This window comes from Syntrophus aciditrophicus SB (assembly GCF_000013405.1).
In the GTDB taxonomy this organism is placed as follows: Bacteria; Desulfobacterota; Syntrophia; order Syntrophales; family Syntrophaceae; genus Syntrophus; species Syntrophus aciditrophicus.
In genome coordinates this window covers 1,528,063-1,543,978 of sequence record NC_007759.1, presented here as the reverse complement: position 1 = coordinate 1,543,978, position 15,916 = coordinate 1,528,063, and the positions used below count along the sequence as shown (strand labels likewise).

The following is a 15,916-nucleotide window of genomic DNA, read 5'->3' as shown; positions in this document are numbered from 1 at the left end:
CGTGAAGGTACAAATCCGCAGACGGATCATCATCGCTTTGGGCGGTGTTATAGCCCTCCTGGCTCTTGTATATGGCTTCTGGCCGAAACCGGTTCTTGTTGAAACAGCAGAAGCGTTCAGAGGCCCTTTCAGGGTGACTATTGAAGAAGAAGGCAAAACGAGGGTGAAGGACCGCTTTATCTGCTCCGCGCCGGTGGCGGGATTTCTGCGCCGCATCGAATTGGAAGCGGGCGATGCCGTTCAAAAAGGCGGACCGCTTTTTGTCCTCGAACCGCTGCGATCCCAGGTTCTTGATCCACGGAGCCGGGCGGAAGCCCAGTCCGCCGTTTCGGCGGCACAGGCAGCAGTCAGGGAGGCGGAGGAGCGGGAGCTGTCGGCAAAAGCCGATGCCGATTTCACAGACAGACGATACGTCAGATTCAAACGCCTTCTTGCCGGAGGAGCTGTCGCAAAAGATCAGTTCGACCAGGCCGAAGCACAGGCCAAACAGGCAAAGGCTGCCTATCTCGCTGCTAAGGCGACATCGGCTGTCGCGCGCGCGGAACTGAAAAGACGTCGGAGCGTTTTAGCCTATTCCGCAGCCCGCGTCGGGGATCACGATCAGGAAACCGTTCTTGTTCGTGCACCGAAAACAGGCCATGTTCTGAAGCTCTACAGGGAGAGCGAAGGGGCTGTCGCAATGGGAGAACCGATTATAGAGATCGGTGATCCCCGGGACATCGAAGTTCGGGTGGAACTGCTTTCCGCCGATGCGGTAAAGATCGGCCCGGGAACCCCTGTCGTCTTCCAACGCTGGGGCGGCGAAGCTCTGTTGACAGGTAAAGTGAAAACCATCGAGCCATCGGGTTTTACAAAGATATCAAGCCTCGGCGTAGAGGAACAGCGGGTGCTGGTCATCGTCGATTTGACATCGGATGCGGATGTCAGGTCTCAACTGGGCGATGGATACCGGCTTGAAGCGAGCTTCACCGTCTGGGAAGGTCAGAACGTGCTCCAGATACCCGCAAGCGCCCTCTTTCGCATGGGCGATCAGTGGGCCGTCTTTACGGTTGAAGAGCGCAGGGCAAGTCGTAAACACGTTGATGTGGGCCACCGGAGCGGTCTGCATGCGGAAATCCTGTCCGGTATTTCTGAAGGTGACGTGGTCATTACCCAGCCCGACGATGCCATCAAGGACGGCACCCGCGTCAGGGCGAGAGTTCCCGGCACATGAAATCCGGGCAACAACTCTCGACAACGAGCTGTGTCCTTTCATCATTCCATAACCTGTCAAACCGCACAGCCAATCCTCCAAACTGCAACATTGAACTTTGACCGTTGAACCATGAACCTTTAACCTTGTATCCGGGAACAAATCTCTGACTTGACTTGCCGGCGCCGTTTTTTTATAGTCCCGAAAATCCGATGAATGAATGAACTGGGAGATTTGCCGAATTGCGGATTCAGGGATTCATACGGCAACAGAATTCCTGCGACGCTGGATTGCGTGAAGCAGGTCAAATCTTTTACGCCATAAAAGGAAATGAAATAGAAAAGGAGGCATTTAGATGAAGCCGATCAAAATCATGCCCTGCCTGGATATGAAAGAGGGGCGCGTTGTCAAGGGCATTCACTTTGTAGAGTTGAAGGACGCCGGCGATCCGGTGGAAAACGCCGCGTTTTATCAGGCGGAAGGCGCCGATGAACTTGCGATGCTGGACATCGCGGCTACGCTGGAAAATCGGAAGACAAGGCTGGAATGGGTGAATAAGGTGTCGGCCGTGCTGACTATCCCGCTGACCGTTGGAGGAGGCATTTCCACGCTTGAAGACATCGAACTGGTCCTGCAGGCCGGGGCGGCCAAGATCTCGATGAACAGTGCCGCAGTAAAAAATCCCTCCCTCGTCAGCGAGGCAGCGAAAAAGTTCGGTTCCGAAAAAATTACCGTGGCCATCGATGCGCGCAGAAACAGCCAAATGCCTTCAGGCTTTGAACTGGTCGTGTCGGGCGGCACGCTGCCCGTTGCCAGGGATGCCGTTGCATGGGCCAGAACGTGCCAGGAGCTTGGCGCAGGCGTCATCCTGCCCACCAGTATGGATGGCGATGGCACCCGTGCAGGCTATGATATCGAGTACACTAAGGCGATTGCCGACGCTGTTGACCTGCCTGTGGTCGCTTCCGGCGGGGCAGGAAAACTTGAGGACTTTTACGAAGCGGTGCAGAAGGGCGGCGCTTCCATCCTCCTTGCCGCCTCCGTCTTCCATTACCGTACCTTAAGCATCAGGGCTGTGAAGCAGTACCTTGCAGACAGGGGGCTGCCTGTAATTATATAAATAACCAGGGGGGGCAGGCCAAAGTAGAAGGGTCCGGACTGTATCACCAGCAAAGAACAACGAATCCATCAGGAGAAAGAACAGTGAATTGTCCCATTTGCAATATACCATTGGCCATCACGGAGCGTCAGGGCATAGAGATCGATTATTGTCCTAAATGCCGGGGCGAGCTGGACAAAATCATCGATCGGTCAGCCGCGGAAATACCTTCACGATCCTATTCAGAACGGCATCATGACCACCATGACCATTATAATTCCTACAACGATAAGCATCACTCTGGTCATCATGATCATTATAAAAAGAGGAAAAGTTTTCTCCACGAGCTGTTCGACTGAAATCTTGAGGGCGGAAACTGTAAGATGCAACTGGTAAAGGCGACGGGAAAACTCGAATATCTTCCGGAGATCAGACTATCATTTCCTTTCGGTACAACGCCAGCCGGCTCATGTTTCAGTGCACCCTTTTCTCAAGATTTCTCTTTCTGCTTCTGGATCATGTCCACGACCAGGAAAAGCACTCCGATGGAGATGGCCGTATCGGCAATGTTGAATGCAGGCCAATGATACCTGCCGATGTAGACATCCAGAAAATCGATCACTTCGCCAAAGCGGATGCGGTCCACAAGGTTACCCATGGCTCCGGCAAGGACCAGAGCCAGTGGAATCACCATCATCAGATCACTGACCCGGTTCTTGATGAGATAAAAAAGAATCAGACCGGCGGCGATAAGCGTTACCGAGGTAAAGAACAATCCCCGGAATAAGAGAGGCGCCCCGGCCAGAAAGCCAAAGGCGGCCCCAGGGTTCCGGATATAAGTAATGTTGAAAAACCCATCGATAACCGGGAGCGATTCATGAAGCCAGAAGTGAGAGGCCACATAGAACTTCGTGAACTGGTCCAGCAGAAGCACAAGTCCGGCTGTGATTAAAAAAAGAATCAGGGGTTTTTTCATCCTGTTTATGCCTTAAGATTTTTGAGGCACCGCTCACAGACCTCAGGATATTCCGTATCAACCCCGACGAGTTCACTGTACATCCAGCAGCGATTGCATTTCTGCCCCCTGGCGCGGGACACTCCAACATGCAGTCCTTCAAAATCGGCCCCGGGACAGGGATAAGGCTCGGCAATATCCGCCGCAGGGGCAATCCGAATCTGGGACACGATCAGAAGGGTCCGCAACTCTTCCAGGTGTTCCTCCAGAAATGCACTCAGTTTTTCCGGAGGCGCCAGTTCGACGCAGGCATCGAGTGAATGGCCGATCACCTTGTTCTTCCTGGCGTTTTCAATGACCCTGGAAATCTCGCTCTTCAGCGCGATCATTGTTGTCCAGGTCTCCCCGAGTTCATTGTCTATACAGGTCTCCTCAACCTCAGGAAACTGGGCCAGATGGACACTGGCCGCTTTGCCTTCATAAGCGGGAAGCGCCGTCCAGATCTCTTCCGCTGTAAAAGTGAGGATCGGCGCCAGAAGTCGGGTCATGTCATTGGCGATCTGGAACATGACGGTCTGTGCCGACCTTCGTTCACGGGAATCAGCCCTTGACGTATAAAGCCGGTCCTTGAGAACATCCAGATAAAGGGCGCTCAAATCGACGGTGCAGAAATTGTACAGCGCAGAGAATACAGCATGAAACTGGAAATTGTCATAGGAGGTTCTCACCTTCCGAATCAGCTCCTGCAGCCGGTGCAGCATCCAGCGATCCATCGGCTCCAGATCCGCATAGGCGACTGAATCGGATTCAACATTGAAATCATAAAGATTTCCCAGGATAAAGCGGCTGGTATTGCGGATTCGTCGATAAGCTTCCACGAGACGTTTAAGTATTTCATCGGAGATGCGAAGGTCGACTGTGTAATCCTCCGAGGCCACCCAGAGGCGAAGGATTTCTGCGCCATAAGCATCAATGATCTGCTGGGATTCGATCACGTTGCCCACTGATTTGGACATTTTCTTGCCTTCGCCGTCCACCACGAAACCGTGCGTCAACACATTGCGGTACGGAGCACGATTGCGCGTTCCCACTGATTCCAGCAGGGAGGAATGAAACCAGCCTCGGTGCTGATCACTGCCTTCAAGATACATGTCCGACGGCGAATTTAGATTGGGCCTTTTTTCCAGCACGGCCGCGTGGCTCACCCCTGAATCGAACCAGACATCCAGGATATCGGTTTCCTTACGGAATTCGCTCCCGTGGCATTCAGGGCAAACGGTTCCAGACGGCAGCAGAGCCCCCGCTTCCCTTTCATACCAGACATCAGCGCCGGACTCCCTGACCAGCCCCACCAGATGTTTCAGAATTTCTTCATTCATAACCTGAGCGCCACAGGACTCGCAGTAAAACATCGTAATCGGCACTCCCCAGAGGCGCTGACGGGAGATGCACCAGTCCGGGCGATTTTCGATCATTCCGTAAATACGGTCCTTCCCCCAGGCCGGTATCCAGCGCACGCTTTCTACCGCTTCGAGGGCTTTTTTTCGCAGTTCATTTTTTTCCATGGAAATGAACCACTGTTCCGTGGAACGGAAAATGATCGGATTTTTGCACCGCCAGCAGTGCGGATAGGAGTGTTCGATATTCACCAGTCCCAGCAGGGCGCCGACCTCTTTCAGCTTCCGGTTGACGCTGTCGTTGGCGTCAAAGACGAACTCTCCCGCAAAATCCGCAACATCGGGGGTAAAGCGGCCGTCGGCATCGACGGGGGCGTAGTTGTCCAGCCCGTATTTCATGCCGATTTCATAGTCTTCCTGCCCGTGGCCCGGCGCAATGTGAACACAGCCTGTTCCGGCATCCAGAGTCACGAAGGGAGCGAGAATCACGACACTTTCCCGGTCGATCAGGGGGTGGCGCGCTTTGAGCCCCTCCAGGACCGCCCCGGGAAATTCATCCAGAATCTCGTAAGGCTTATTCTGATAGCCGAAGGCATCGATGCAGTAATCAAGCATATCCTTGGCAAGTATGAGAACCTCTTCGTCAAACCGGACAGCCACATAGATGAATTCTTCATGGAGGGCAATAGCCAGATTGGCAGGAATCGTCCAGGGAGTCGTCGTCCAGATCACGATGCTGACCTTCTGTCCGCTCAGTTTGGGCCTTACCGCGCTGATATCGGAAATCATGGCAAACTTTACATAGATGGACGGGGTCGTATGATCTGCGTATTCCACTTCCGCCTCGGCCAGTGCCGTCTTGCAGGAGGCGCACCAGTAAACCGGCTTTTTCCCTTTATAAACAGCCCCGCCGAGGTAAAGTTTACCGAACTCCTCAACCGTGGTGGCCTCATAGTCATAATGCATGGTCAGATAGGGATTTTCCCACTCCCCGAAGACACCGAGTCGCTTGAACTGCTCCCGCTGAATTCCCACATACTTATCGGCATAGACCCGGCAGAGGCGCCTTTTATCCGCCTGCGACAGCTCCGTCTTCTTCTCGCCCAGTTCTTTGTCCACCTGGTGTTCAATGGGCAGTCCATGACAATCCCATCCCGGAACAAAGCCGCAGTCGCAGCCGGTCATGCTTTTGGACTTGATGACAATATCCTTGATGATCTTATTCAGGGCATGTCCCAGATGGATGTTGCCGTTCGCGTAAGGAGGACCATCGTGCAGGATATAGGATTGCCGTCCTCGCGCGGCTTCTCTTATCCGGTCGTAGATGCGCATCTCATCCCATACTTTGAGCTGTTCCGGCTCCTTCTTCGCCAGATTCGCTTTCATGGGAAAATCGGTCTTGGGCAGATTCAGACTGTCTTTGTAATCCATGGGTAGCTCCTCGAATTTCTATCAAATGCAGATTAAAAAAATCTTTCGGCTGAGTATTCGCTCAGGGGAAAGGAAACACGTTCTGTGCAGGGCGGCAGAGGGTTGATAAGGGGGAGAAAACGTCAGTTTTTCCGGCTGGATGACATTCCTGATCCTGTTCGCTGCCGCAGTGTGCCCTATCATAGAAGTTCATGGTTTTCAAGTCAAAGTAAAAAAGCCCCCGGCTTTGAGCTCGGAGGCTTTTTTGACTCTGACGGCGGATGCCGTCCGAGGTTTAACGGCGCAGGCGCATTACATGCCCATACCGGGGTAACCGCCTCCAGGAGGCATTCCGGGCATTCCAGCGCCCTTTTCTTCAGGCTTCTCAGCAATCATGCACTGGGTGGTCAGCATGAGGGAAGCCACGCTGGCCGCATTCTGCAGCGCGAAGCGGGTCACTTTGGTGGGATCGATGACGCCGGCTTCGATCATGTCTTCATAGACTTCGGTCCGGGCATTGAAGCCGAAGGCGCCGGACTGTTCCTTGACCTTTTCCACAACGATGGTGCCTTCCATGCCGGCGTTCGCGGCAATCATCTTCAGAGGTTCTTCAAGGGCCTTGCGTACGATGTTGACGCCGACCTGTTCGTCACCCTCAAGCTTCAGAGCCTCCAGTATCGGAAGCGTACGGATATATGCCACACCGCCGCCGGGTACGATGCCTTCTTCCACGGCAGCCCGGGTTGCATTCAGGGCGTCTTCGACGCGGGCTTTCTTTTCCTTCATTTCCGTTTCCGTCGCCGCGCCGACCTTGATCACCGCGACACCGCCTACGAGTTTCGCCAGTCTTTCCTGAAGTTTCTCCCGGTCATAATCGGAAGTCGTTTCGTCGATCTGGGCGCGTATCTGTTTCACACGGCCTTCCAGGGCGGCCCGTTCGCCGGCGCCGTCGATGATGGTGGTGTTGTCCTTGTCGATCTGGATTCTCTTGGCGCGTCCGAGATCTTCCAGGCGCGTATTTTCCAGCTTGTAACCCATATCCTCGGAAATCACCGTTCCGCCCGTAAGGATGGCGATGTCTTCAAGCATGGCCTTGCGCCTGTCGCCGAAGCCGGGGGCCTTGACGGCTGCGACATGGAGGGTGCCGCGAATCTTGTTGACCACGAGGGTCGCCAGGGCTTCGCCTTCAATGTCCTCGGCGATGATCAGCAGCGGACGACCCATCTTCGCGATCTGCTCAAGAATGGGCAGCAGGTCCTTCATTCCACTGATTTTCTTTTCATAAATCAGGATCAGGGCGTCTTCCAGGCTGACTTCCATTTTTTCCGGATTGGTTACGAAGTAGGGAGAGAGATAACCCCGGTCGAACTGCATGCCTTCGACGATCTCCAGTTCCGTCTCCAGTCCTTTGGCTTCTTCGACGGTGATAACGCCTTCCTTGCCGACTTTACCCATGGCTTCAGCAATGATATTGCCGATGGTTTCGTCGTTGTTCGCGGAGATGGTCCCGACCTGGGCGATTTCTTTCTGATCTTTTGTGGGTTTGCTGATATTCTTGAGCTCGGTGACAACGGCGGCCACCGCTTTTTCGATACCGCGTTTCACATCCATGGGATTGCTGCCTGCGGCAACGGTTTTGGCCCCTTCCCGGTAGATCGCCTGGGCGAGGATCGTGGCGGTCGTGGTTCCATCACCGGCGACATCGCTGGTCTTGCTGGCCACTTCCCTGACCATCTGGGCGCCCATGTTTTCAAATTTGTCTTCCAGTTCGACTTCCTTGGCGACGGTGACGCCGTCCTTGGTTACGGTCGGCGCGCCGAAGCTTTTATCGATAATCACGTTGCGGCCCTTTGGACCAAGCGTTACCTTTACGGCATCAGCCAGGGCGTTGACACCGTTCAGGATGGATTTTCTCGCTTCTTCATCATACTGCAGTAATTTTGCACCCATACGTATATGCTCCTCCTTCGTTGTTATCTTCTGTAATTATTTCTCCACGATCCCCAGAATATCATCCTCTCTCATGATGAGATATTCCTGTCCGTCAAATTTAACTTCCGTACCACCATACTTGCTGAACAGAACACGATCACCCACTTTCACATCCAGGGGCAGCAATTTGCCGTCTTCCGTTACCTTGCCTTTGCCAACGGCGACAACTTCACCTTCAATAGGCTTCTCTTTTGCCGTGTCGGGGATAATAATGCCTCCCTTGGTTTTCTGCTCTTCCTCGAGTCTCTTAACGATCACTCTGTCCTGTAATGGCCTGATGTTCATGCGGAAACTTTCTCCTTTCCTGTTGATTTTTTTGAGATATAAAAAGAATGTGGTTTCTTATCTCCAAAACGGGTTTGGCGGTAACTTAAACATAAAATTCTCCCTGTCAAGTCGGTTCCAAAAAAATTTTTGCTCTGGCTGATCTTCAGGCGGAGGATTTATTCAGGACAAATACTTTTTCGGGAGAATGTTCTCGGATTTTTCCGAACATCATTATTTCGATTGGAGGTTGGAATCGGGAGATTATCCCGCCCTGGAAAAGAAAAGTGAAACGATGGTTCCCTTGCCGGGAGTGCTTTCAATCCGCATTTTTCCGCCATGCGCCGCCATGAGGTGCTTCACGATGGACAGACCCAGACCGGTCCCACCCAGTTCCCGGGATCGCGCCTTGTCCACCCGATAAAATCGTTCACCGAGTCGGGGAATCTCCCGGGGAGGAATGCCTATACCAGTATCCACAACCTGAATGATCACGAAATTCCCCTTTTCCTCCTCACTGCCTGAAACAGTGACGATTCCCCCGGCTGGCGTGAATTTTACGGCATTGTGAAGCACATTCATCAGGATCTGCGCGGCCCTGTCCCGATCCGCGAGGATATTCAGGAAAGCTTCCGGAAGATCAACATTAAGGAGAATATTTTTTGCCTTCGCGTCGGCATTTACCATGGGCAGTATGGAGCGGATCAGGACGTCTACAGAAAGAGGTTCAAGATGGAGACTCGTTTCGTTGAGTTCAATACTGGAAAGCGTCAGCAGATCGTCCACAAGCCGGCTTAACCGTTCCGCGTTGGTTGCGATGGTCTGCAGGAACTTCCTTGCCGTTTCCCGATCATCCAGTGCGCCGTCCAGCAGAGTCTGAAGAAAGCCGATGATCGCGGTCAGAGGGGTTTTGATTTCATGAGTTACGTTTGCCACAAAATCGGTCCTTATCTGCTCCAGCTTTTTCAGCCGCGTCACATCGTGAAAGACGAGCATCGTTTTTTCCACTCCGTCCGGAAGATCCTTGATGGCGGAAATACTGACATCCACGACGCGAGGATCTTTTCTTCCCAGCCTGATTTCCTGTAGAACGGGCTTCCGCTCCATGCGGAAACGATCCAGCGCATTCTGCAGATCCGCGTTGAGAAAGGCTTCCAGAAGTGTTTTCTCCCGGATTTCCGTCTCCGGTCGTTCGAGAATGGCCTCAATAGCCTGATTGCAGGACTCGATTCGATTCCGGGAATCCAGGATCACGACTCCTTCCACCATGCTGGCCAGGGCAGATTCAAGTTTGCCTTTTTCTTCATGGGCCAGCCGGATTTTTTCCCGATACTCCGTGACCAGATAATTGATGTCTTCAGCTACTTGACCCAGTTCATCGGCGGAATCCACGAGGAGGGTTCCGGGAAGTTCTCCCCGGCGGATGGCCCGGGTATAATCCCTCATTTCCAAAACAGGCCGGGAAATTTTCCAGGTATAGAGAAAGGCAAGCAGAAGCGCGGGAACAAGGGCAAAACCGATTGCCCGGTAGAGGGAACCATACATACGATCCACCGCATGTTCCACTTCCAGCAGGGAACGGGCCATGCGGACATAACCCCGGATGCTCTCTCCGTCTCGAAGCGCCAGCGCCACATAAAGCATATCTACCTGGAGGGTATGACTTTGCCGGATGGCTTTGCCGGAACCCTTGATCCTGGCTTCCTGAACCTCGGGACGGTTCATGTGGTCTTCCATCCGGGGCGCGTCGACCTGTGAGTCGGCAAGGACATGACCGCCCGCATCGATCACGGTCACTCTGGCTTCGGACACTTTTTCCAGATGGCCAATCTGATCTGCCATCTCAGGGAGTGGCAGCAACGCCGTCAGACGCGCATAATTCAGAAGGCTTTCCTCGATTTTCCATGTCTCGTTCCGGCGAACCTGTTCGGTGAAAAAGAAGCCCACAATCACCGCTACCAGCAGGATTACCGCGAAATAGCTGAACAGGATCCGGAGAAATAGTTTTGGTTTCAAGCCATCCGCCCCTTGGGTTCCGTGGAGGAATCGTGACGCACGCTTTTCCCCGTCACCATGTAAATCACCATATCGGCAATTCCTTCCGCATGGTCGGCTATCCGTTCCAGGTTCTTGGAAATCTGCATGATCAGCAGCGCCACTTTAATTGTCCGGGGATTTTCTATCATGAAGGTGAGAAGTTCCCGAAAAACCTGTTCTGTCAGTTCATCAACAATTTCATCATCTTTACGAACCTGATCAGCCAGTTCGACATTTTCATTAACCAGGGCATCCATACTTTGACGGATCATCCTCTGAACGATCTCCCCCATGCGGGGAATATCGATATAGGGTTTCAACTGAGGTTCTTCATTCAGCAGCAGAACCTTCTCGGCGATGTTGACCGCCATGTCTCCGATCCGTTCCAGATGGCCGTTGATCTTGATTGCCGTCGCGATAAAGCGCAAATCTCTCGCCGCCGGCTGCCGCAATGCCAGGATGCGGATGCATCGCTCTTCATTTTCCGAATCAAGCTGATCGATGGCGTTGTCGTCGGCAATAACCTTCCGCGCCAGTTCAGAATCCCTGCCCAGCAGGGCCTGCAGGGCATTTTCGATGGCCCTCTCCGTCAGCCCCCCCAGATAAAGCAACCCCTCCTTGAGCTCCTGAAGCTCCTTCTCATAATGTCTGCTCGTATGTCTCTGGTTTGCCATGATCCCCCCGTGTCTGAAGTGAAGCGGCAGATTGCCGCGGCCTATCCGAATCGCCCCGTGATGTAGTCTTCCGTCTGCTTCTGTTCCGGATTGGTGAAAATCTTTTCCGTGGCGTTGTATTCAATCAGCTTCCCCAGATAGAAAAAGCCCGTCATGCCGGAAACCCGGGCTGCCTGCTGCATGTTGTGGGTAACAATGATGATCGTATAGTTTTCTTTGAGTTCGTCAATGAGTTCTTCGATCTTGGCCGTGGAGATGGGATCCAGGGCGGAAGTCGGCTCATCCATGAGGAGCACGTCGGGTTTCATGGCCAAAGCGCGGGCGATACAGAGGCGCTGCTGCTGGCCTCCTGAAAGTGTCATCGCCGAACGGGGAAGAATGTCCTTCACTTCCTCCCAGAGCACTGCCTGCTGCAGGCTCGATTCCACCAGCGCTTCCAGATCGCTTCTTTTTCTGAATCCGTGAAGCCGGGGACCATAGGCGATGTTGTCGAAAATGGTTTTGGGAAAGGGATTGGGTTTTTGAAAAACCATTCCGATCCGGCGACGAACTTCAACGGGGTCCATCTCGGGCGCATAAATATTCTGGTCTTCAAAAAGCACTTGCCCTTCCACCCGGCAGCCGTCGATGAGATCGTTCATCCGGTTGAGAAGGCGCAGCAGCGTGGATTTTCCGCACCCCGACGGCCCGATCAGCGCAGTCACCCGGTTTTTTTGAAAATCCATGGTGATGTCGGTCAAGGCCTGAAACCGGCCGTAGTAGAAATTGACGTTCACGGTTCGAATAATCGATTGTGTATCCAATGTTACCACCTTTTCTTTTTGCGCATACGGCTTCGAATGATGATTGCGAACAGGTCGATTCCCAGAACCAGCGCCATCAGAACAAGGGCCGTTCCGAACTGAAGGGGACGGGTTTCCTCGATCCGGGTTCCGGCCGTTGCCAGAACATAAATATGGTAGGGTAAGGCCATCACCTCGTCGAAAATTGACGAAGGCAGCTTCGCGGTGAAAAACGCGGCAGCCGTGAACATGATCGGCGCCGTTTCACCGGCGGCGCGTCCTATTCCCAGAATGGAACCGGTCAGAATTCCCGGCAGGGCGTTTGGCAGGACAATCCGAGATATGGTGCGCCATTTGGAAACGCCCAAGGCCAGTGACGCTTCCCGGAAGGTCTGAGGAACAGCTTTGAGCGCTTCCTCAGATGCCCCGATAATGGTCGGCAGGACAAGGAATCCCAGGGTCAGCGCTCCGGAGAGAATGCATGATCCGAATTGCAGGAAAACGACAAAAAAACCCAGGCCGAACAGTCCGAAAACCACGGAAGGAATACCGGCAAGACAGTTCACCCCCAGGCGGATAATCCGGATTATCAGCCCCTGACGCGCGTATTCCGTCAGATAAACCGCCGAGGCGATGCCCAGCGGCAGGGCCACCGTAATCGCCCCCAGCGTAAGGTACAGGGTCCCGAGAATCGCCGGCATGATGCCCCCTCGGGTCATGGAATCACGAGGGGGGCTGGTCAGGAATTCCCAGTTGATCGCCTGAAGGCCGTTGCTGAAAATATAAAAGAGTATTCCACCCAGGGCAAGAATGATCAGAAGGGCGCATAGAGAAACCGCACCCATAAAAAGATTCTGCTTAATATAACGCCATTTCCATTTCATGATAATTTTTACCAAAAAGCTACAGCGTGGCCGACCCTACCTGCTTGAAGCGTTGGGAGACGTAGTCTGCAATCATATTGAACAGAAGAGTCACAAAAAACAGGATGATCCCTGTGGCATACAGGGCGTGATAATGACCGCTGCGGAAAGGCGCCTCCCCCATTTCCGCAGCAATGCTTGCCGGCATGGGCCGCACCGGGTCAAAGATGCTTTCCGGAATGGCCGCCGCGCCGCCCGCCACCATCAAGACGACCATGGTTTCCCCCATCGCTCGAGCCATGCCCAGAATAACAGCCGTCGAAATACCGGACAGGGCCGCCGGAACAATCACGCGGGTGATTGTCTCAAATCGCGTCGCCCCAAGGGCATAGGACGCTTCCTTGAATTCCTGGGAAACCGCGTAAAGGGCATCCTCAGAAATGCTGGAAATGGTTGGAATCGCCATGATGGCGAGCATGAGCGAGGCGTTGACGATGTTCAGCCCCGTTGGCAGATCAAAAGTCTCCTGCAGCCACGGCGCCAGAATCACCATACCGAAAAATCCCAGCACCACGGAAGGCAGACCGGCCAGAAGTTCGATCGCCGATTTCAAAATTTCCCGGATGGAGAGAGGGGCTATCTCAGCGATGAAAATCGCGGACAGCACCCCCAGTGGCACTGCGATCAGCGAGGAAAAGAACGTGACGATCAGGGACCCCACAATCAACGGCCAGATTCCGTATTCCGGCGGTTCGTAGGTGGGATACCATTCTCTGCCTAAAAGAAATCCCGTAACAGACACTTCCCGGAAGATGGGCAACCCTTCACGGAAAAGAGAGACCACGATCAGCCCGAGAATAAGAATGGATACGAAAGCGATCAGGAGAAACAGCCCTTTGATGATCTTTTCTTTTCCTTGCCGGGTCATTCTTCCTTTCCTTTCTTACTTCTTGACCTTTTTGGCATTACCCTTTGCCGGGGCCTTCACCGGCACAAATCCATCCTTCGCCACAAGTTGCTGCCCTGCGGGGCTGAGAACAAAATTGATGAAACCGGCCACGTCGCCTTTCGGCTCGCCATTGGTATACATGTAAAGTGGTCTGGCAATCGGATAGGTTTTTGCCAGAACATTATCCGAAGAGGCCTGCACACCGTTTACCGTCAGCCCCTTGACCGAACGGTTCAGATATCCCAGTCCGATGTAGCCGATGGCGTAACGGTTTTTGGAAATCGTCTGCACGACTGCCCCACTGGATGCCTGTAGTTGGGCCCTGGGAGTGACCTTGGCGCCGTTGAGCACGAGGTGCCCCCAGGATTCGTAAGTTCCCGAACTGCTGTCTCGGGAAACCACCACGATGGGTCGGTTGTCACCGCCAACCTCTTTCCAGTTTCGAATTTTCCCCTGATAAATCTGACTCAACTGATCCAGAGTGAGTCCCGTAATCCGATTTGCAGGATGGACAATGGGAACAATGGCATCGATGGCCACCACATGTTCCAAAGGCTGGATGCCTTTAGCGCGGGCACTGGCCGCCTCTTTATCCTTGATTTCCCGTGATGATGTGGCAATATCCGTTGTCCGATCCATCAGAGCCTTGATGCCTTCACCTGACCCACCCCCGGAAAGGGAAATATTCACTCCCGGATGTGTTTTCATATACGCTTCCAGAGCAGACTGCGCAATGGGAAGCACTGTTGTCGAACCCTTGATGACCACTGTCGTCGCGGCGGCAGCCGGAAGGCTCCATGCCAGTAGCGCAAGACAACTGATAAACCATGACATGACCTTTTTCATATTGCTTTACCTCCTTGTAATTCGATGTTTTTTCTCTTCACCAATTGATTGCCGCGGTCACGATGAATTGAAGTGTGTTTCTTCTTACAGGAGAATTGTTGCAATATGATGACAGGATGATGAAATTTTTGCGACAGTTTTATGAAGTACACCTTTTGGACTTCATGTTCAGGCCCATGTGGATTTTCTGGAAGAGGAAATATCGGAATATGAATTTCCTGAAAGATTTTCTGCTTCTCGAAAGATTTTATTCCATTAAAGCCAGACTTTTCAGCGCCTGGCAATATCTTCATCGTTTTTTAATCAATTTGTCATACCTTTGTCACAATTCTGTGATTGAATAAGAGAAAATGTTTTATATGGTAAAGCTCAATAAATCGGGATGCCTTTGTCGTCCCCAACATTTTGGGATATGAAACGGGAGCATCAGTCAACCGTCGAAAAATTTTCATCACAATTCAGGAGATACTGACATGAGCAAAATCAAAGTATTGTTTTTATGCACGGGAAATTCCGCTCGCAGCCAGATGGCGGAGGCCCTGCTTCGTCATCTGGCCGGGAACACATTCGAAGTTTTCAGCGCGGGGCTTGACCCGAAAGGCATCAATCCCCTGACGACCCGGGTTATGGAGGAAATCGGCATTCCGCTGGAGGGTCACTATGCAAAACATGTCAATGAATACATGGGTAAGATCCATTTCGGCTATCTGATCACGGTCTGTTCGGATGCGGAACAACGATGTCCGTCAACGTTTCCCGGCATCAGTCATCGACTTCACTGGGCTTTTGATGACCCGGGAGCATTTGTCGGAACGGCAGAAGAAAATATAAAGAAGTTCAGAGAAATACGTGATCAGATCGATCTTCGTATCAGGTTATGGCTGGAGGAACGCAAGTCAGAAGGTGCTATTTAAGAATTTCAGATGTTGATACGAATGACTGACAGTTATCCATGTGATTGTTTTCTGCACAGGCATGAGGTTTTCCCATTTTCCTACATACCAGTTAATGGCTGGCATAGCGTCCGTAATCAATCCGTATTGTAATCATGAATGAATATGGCATGATAGCGTCACATCGACAAAGTGAACATTCAGTTCTCAACATCTCGCAGGAAATAACCTGAAAGGGGGAAGGAACATGGCATCTCAGAATAAATCATTGGAAACAACTAAGCTCCTTCGGAAACGGAAAATGAGATACTACGGTTTGAACAATATGATCCTGAGCAATACAACGGTTTATCTGAATCCCTACACGGAAAACGGCAGTCCGCTCTCCGTCGAAGAGGCCGCCATTTATGCCGCTGTCTCCAAATATTTCAACGACGGTGAATCCTGATCATCAGGTCGGATACCACTCTACCGCCTTCGTGCCGCCTTCAGATCCTTTCCGATCAGAAATTGTCATCTCCCCCGGGTTTCAATGACCGGGCTGGAGATGAGCCTGCCTGAAA

The 15,916-nt window shown here is 52.6% G+C and carries 16 protein-coding genes; 5 read left to right on the top strand and 11 right to left on the bottom strand.

What is annotated here, in order from left to right:
* The first annotated feature begins 1 nt into the window (after position 1).
* The 3 genes from SYN_RS07135 (at position 2) to SYN_RS15785 (ending at position 2,650) form a co-directional block, all read left to right on the top strand.
* Positions 2-1,213: an efflux RND transporter periplasmic adaptor subunit gene (locus SYN_RS07135; RefSeq protein WP_041584849.1), complete on the top strand. Its 1,212-nt coding sequence runs from the start codon at positions 2-4 to the stop codon at positions 1,211-1,213.
* A gap of 334 nt (positions 1,214-1,547) precedes the next feature.
* Complete coding sequence (gene hisF, locus SYN_RS07130) at positions 1,548-2,312, top strand: imidazole glycerol phosphate synthase subunit HisF (RefSeq protein ID WP_011417400.1); 765 nt, start codon at positions 1,548-1,550, stop codon at positions 2,310-2,312.
* A gap of 83 nt (positions 2,313-2,395) precedes the next feature.
* Positions 2,396-2,650 carry a zf-TFIIB domain-containing protein gene (locus SYN_RS15785; protein WP_011417399.1) on the top strand — a complete coding sequence of 85 codons (255 nt, stop codon included), beginning with the start codon at positions 2,396-2,398 and terminating at the stop codon, positions 2,648-2,650.
* A gap of 131 nt (positions 2,651-2,781) precedes the next feature.
* On the opposite strand, the gene lspA is transcribed toward SYN_RS15785, so the two are convergent.
* The 11 genes from lspA to SYN_RS16065 all read right to left on the bottom strand — a co-directional run bounded on the left by lspA (position 2,782) and on the right by SYN_RS16065 (position 14,753).
* Positions 2,782-3,267: a signal peptidase II gene (gene lspA, locus SYN_RS07125; RefSeq protein WP_011417398.1), complete on the bottom strand. Its 486-nt coding sequence runs from the start codon at positions 3,265-3,267 to the stop codon at positions 2,782-2,784.
* Positions 3,268-3,272: 5 nt separating this feature from the next.
* On the bottom strand, positions 3,273-6,074 hold the full coding sequence (gene ileS, locus SYN_RS07120; protein WP_011417397.1) for an isoleucine--tRNA ligase: 2,802 nt from the start codon (positions 6,072-6,074) through the stop codon (positions 3,273-3,275).
* 291 nt (positions 6,075-6,365) lie between these two features.
* Positions 6,366-8,003 (bottom strand): chaperonin GroEL, encoded by a 1,638-nt coding sequence (gene groL, locus SYN_RS07115; RefSeq protein ID WP_011417396.1) that lies wholly within the window; start codon positions 8,001-8,003, stop codon positions 6,366-6,368.
* 36 nt (positions 8,004-8,039) lie between these two features.
* Entirely contained in the window at positions 8,040-8,330 is a 291-nt protein-coding gene (gene groES, locus SYN_RS07110; protein ID WP_011417395.1) for a co-chaperone GroES, read from the bottom strand.
* 243 nt (positions 8,331-8,573) lie between these two features.
* Entirely contained in the window at positions 8,574-10,325 is a 1,752-nt protein-coding gene (locus SYN_RS15250) for an ATP-binding protein (RefSeq protein WP_011417394.1), read from the bottom strand.
* Positions 10,322-11,020 (bottom strand): phosphate signaling complex protein PhoU, encoded by a 699-nt coding sequence (phoU, locus tag SYN_RS07100; protein ID WP_011417393.1) that lies wholly within the window; start codon positions 11,018-11,020, stop codon positions 10,322-10,324. The genes SYN_RS15250 and phoU overlap by 4 nt, the downstream gene beginning before the upstream one ends.
* 41 nt (positions 11,021-11,061) lie before the next feature.
* On the bottom strand, positions 11,062-11,832 hold the full coding sequence (pstB, locus tag SYN_RS07095; RefSeq protein WP_011417392.1) for a phosphate ABC transporter ATP-binding protein PstB: 771 nt from the start codon (positions 11,830-11,832) through the stop codon (positions 11,062-11,064).
* Positions 11,826-12,647, bottom strand: a complete 822-nt coding sequence (pstA, locus tag SYN_RS07090) for a phosphate ABC transporter permease PstA (RefSeq protein ID WP_237671321.1) — start codon at positions 12,645-12,647, stop codon at positions 11,826-11,828. Before pstA ends, pstB begins: the two co-directional genes overlap by 7 nt.
* A gap of 58 nt (positions 12,648-12,705) precedes the next feature.
* Entirely contained in the window at positions 12,706-13,593 is an 888-nt protein-coding gene (gene pstC, locus SYN_RS07085; RefSeq protein ID WP_011417390.1) for a phosphate ABC transporter permease subunit PstC, read from the bottom strand.
* A 15-nt stretch (positions 13,594-13,608) separates the two neighbouring features.
* On the bottom strand, positions 13,609-14,460 hold the full coding sequence (locus SYN_RS07080; protein ID WP_011417389.1) for a phosphate ABC transporter substrate-binding protein: 852 nt from the start codon (positions 14,458-14,460) through the stop codon (positions 13,609-13,611).
* On the bottom strand, positions 14,457-14,753 hold the full coding sequence (locus SYN_RS16065; protein WP_011417388.1) for a hypothetical protein: 297 nt from the start codon (positions 14,751-14,753) through the stop codon (positions 14,457-14,459). Before SYN_RS16065 ends, SYN_RS07080 begins: the two co-directional genes overlap by 4 nt.
* Before the next feature lie 180 nt (positions 14,754-14,933).
* Between SYN_RS16065 and SYN_RS07070 the strand changes: the two genes are divergently transcribed.
* Entirely contained in the window at positions 14,934-15,374 is a 441-nt protein-coding gene (locus SYN_RS07070; RefSeq protein WP_011417387.1) for an arsenate reductase ArsC, read from the top strand.
* A 226-nt stretch (positions 15,375-15,600) separates the two neighbouring features.
* Positions 15,601-15,801, top strand: coding sequence for a hypothetical protein (locus tag SYN_RS16240; RefSeq protein ID WP_011417386.1), 201 nt, complete (start codon positions 15,601-15,603; stop codon positions 15,799-15,801).
* The last annotated feature ends 115 nt before the right edge of the window (positions 15,802-15,916 follow it).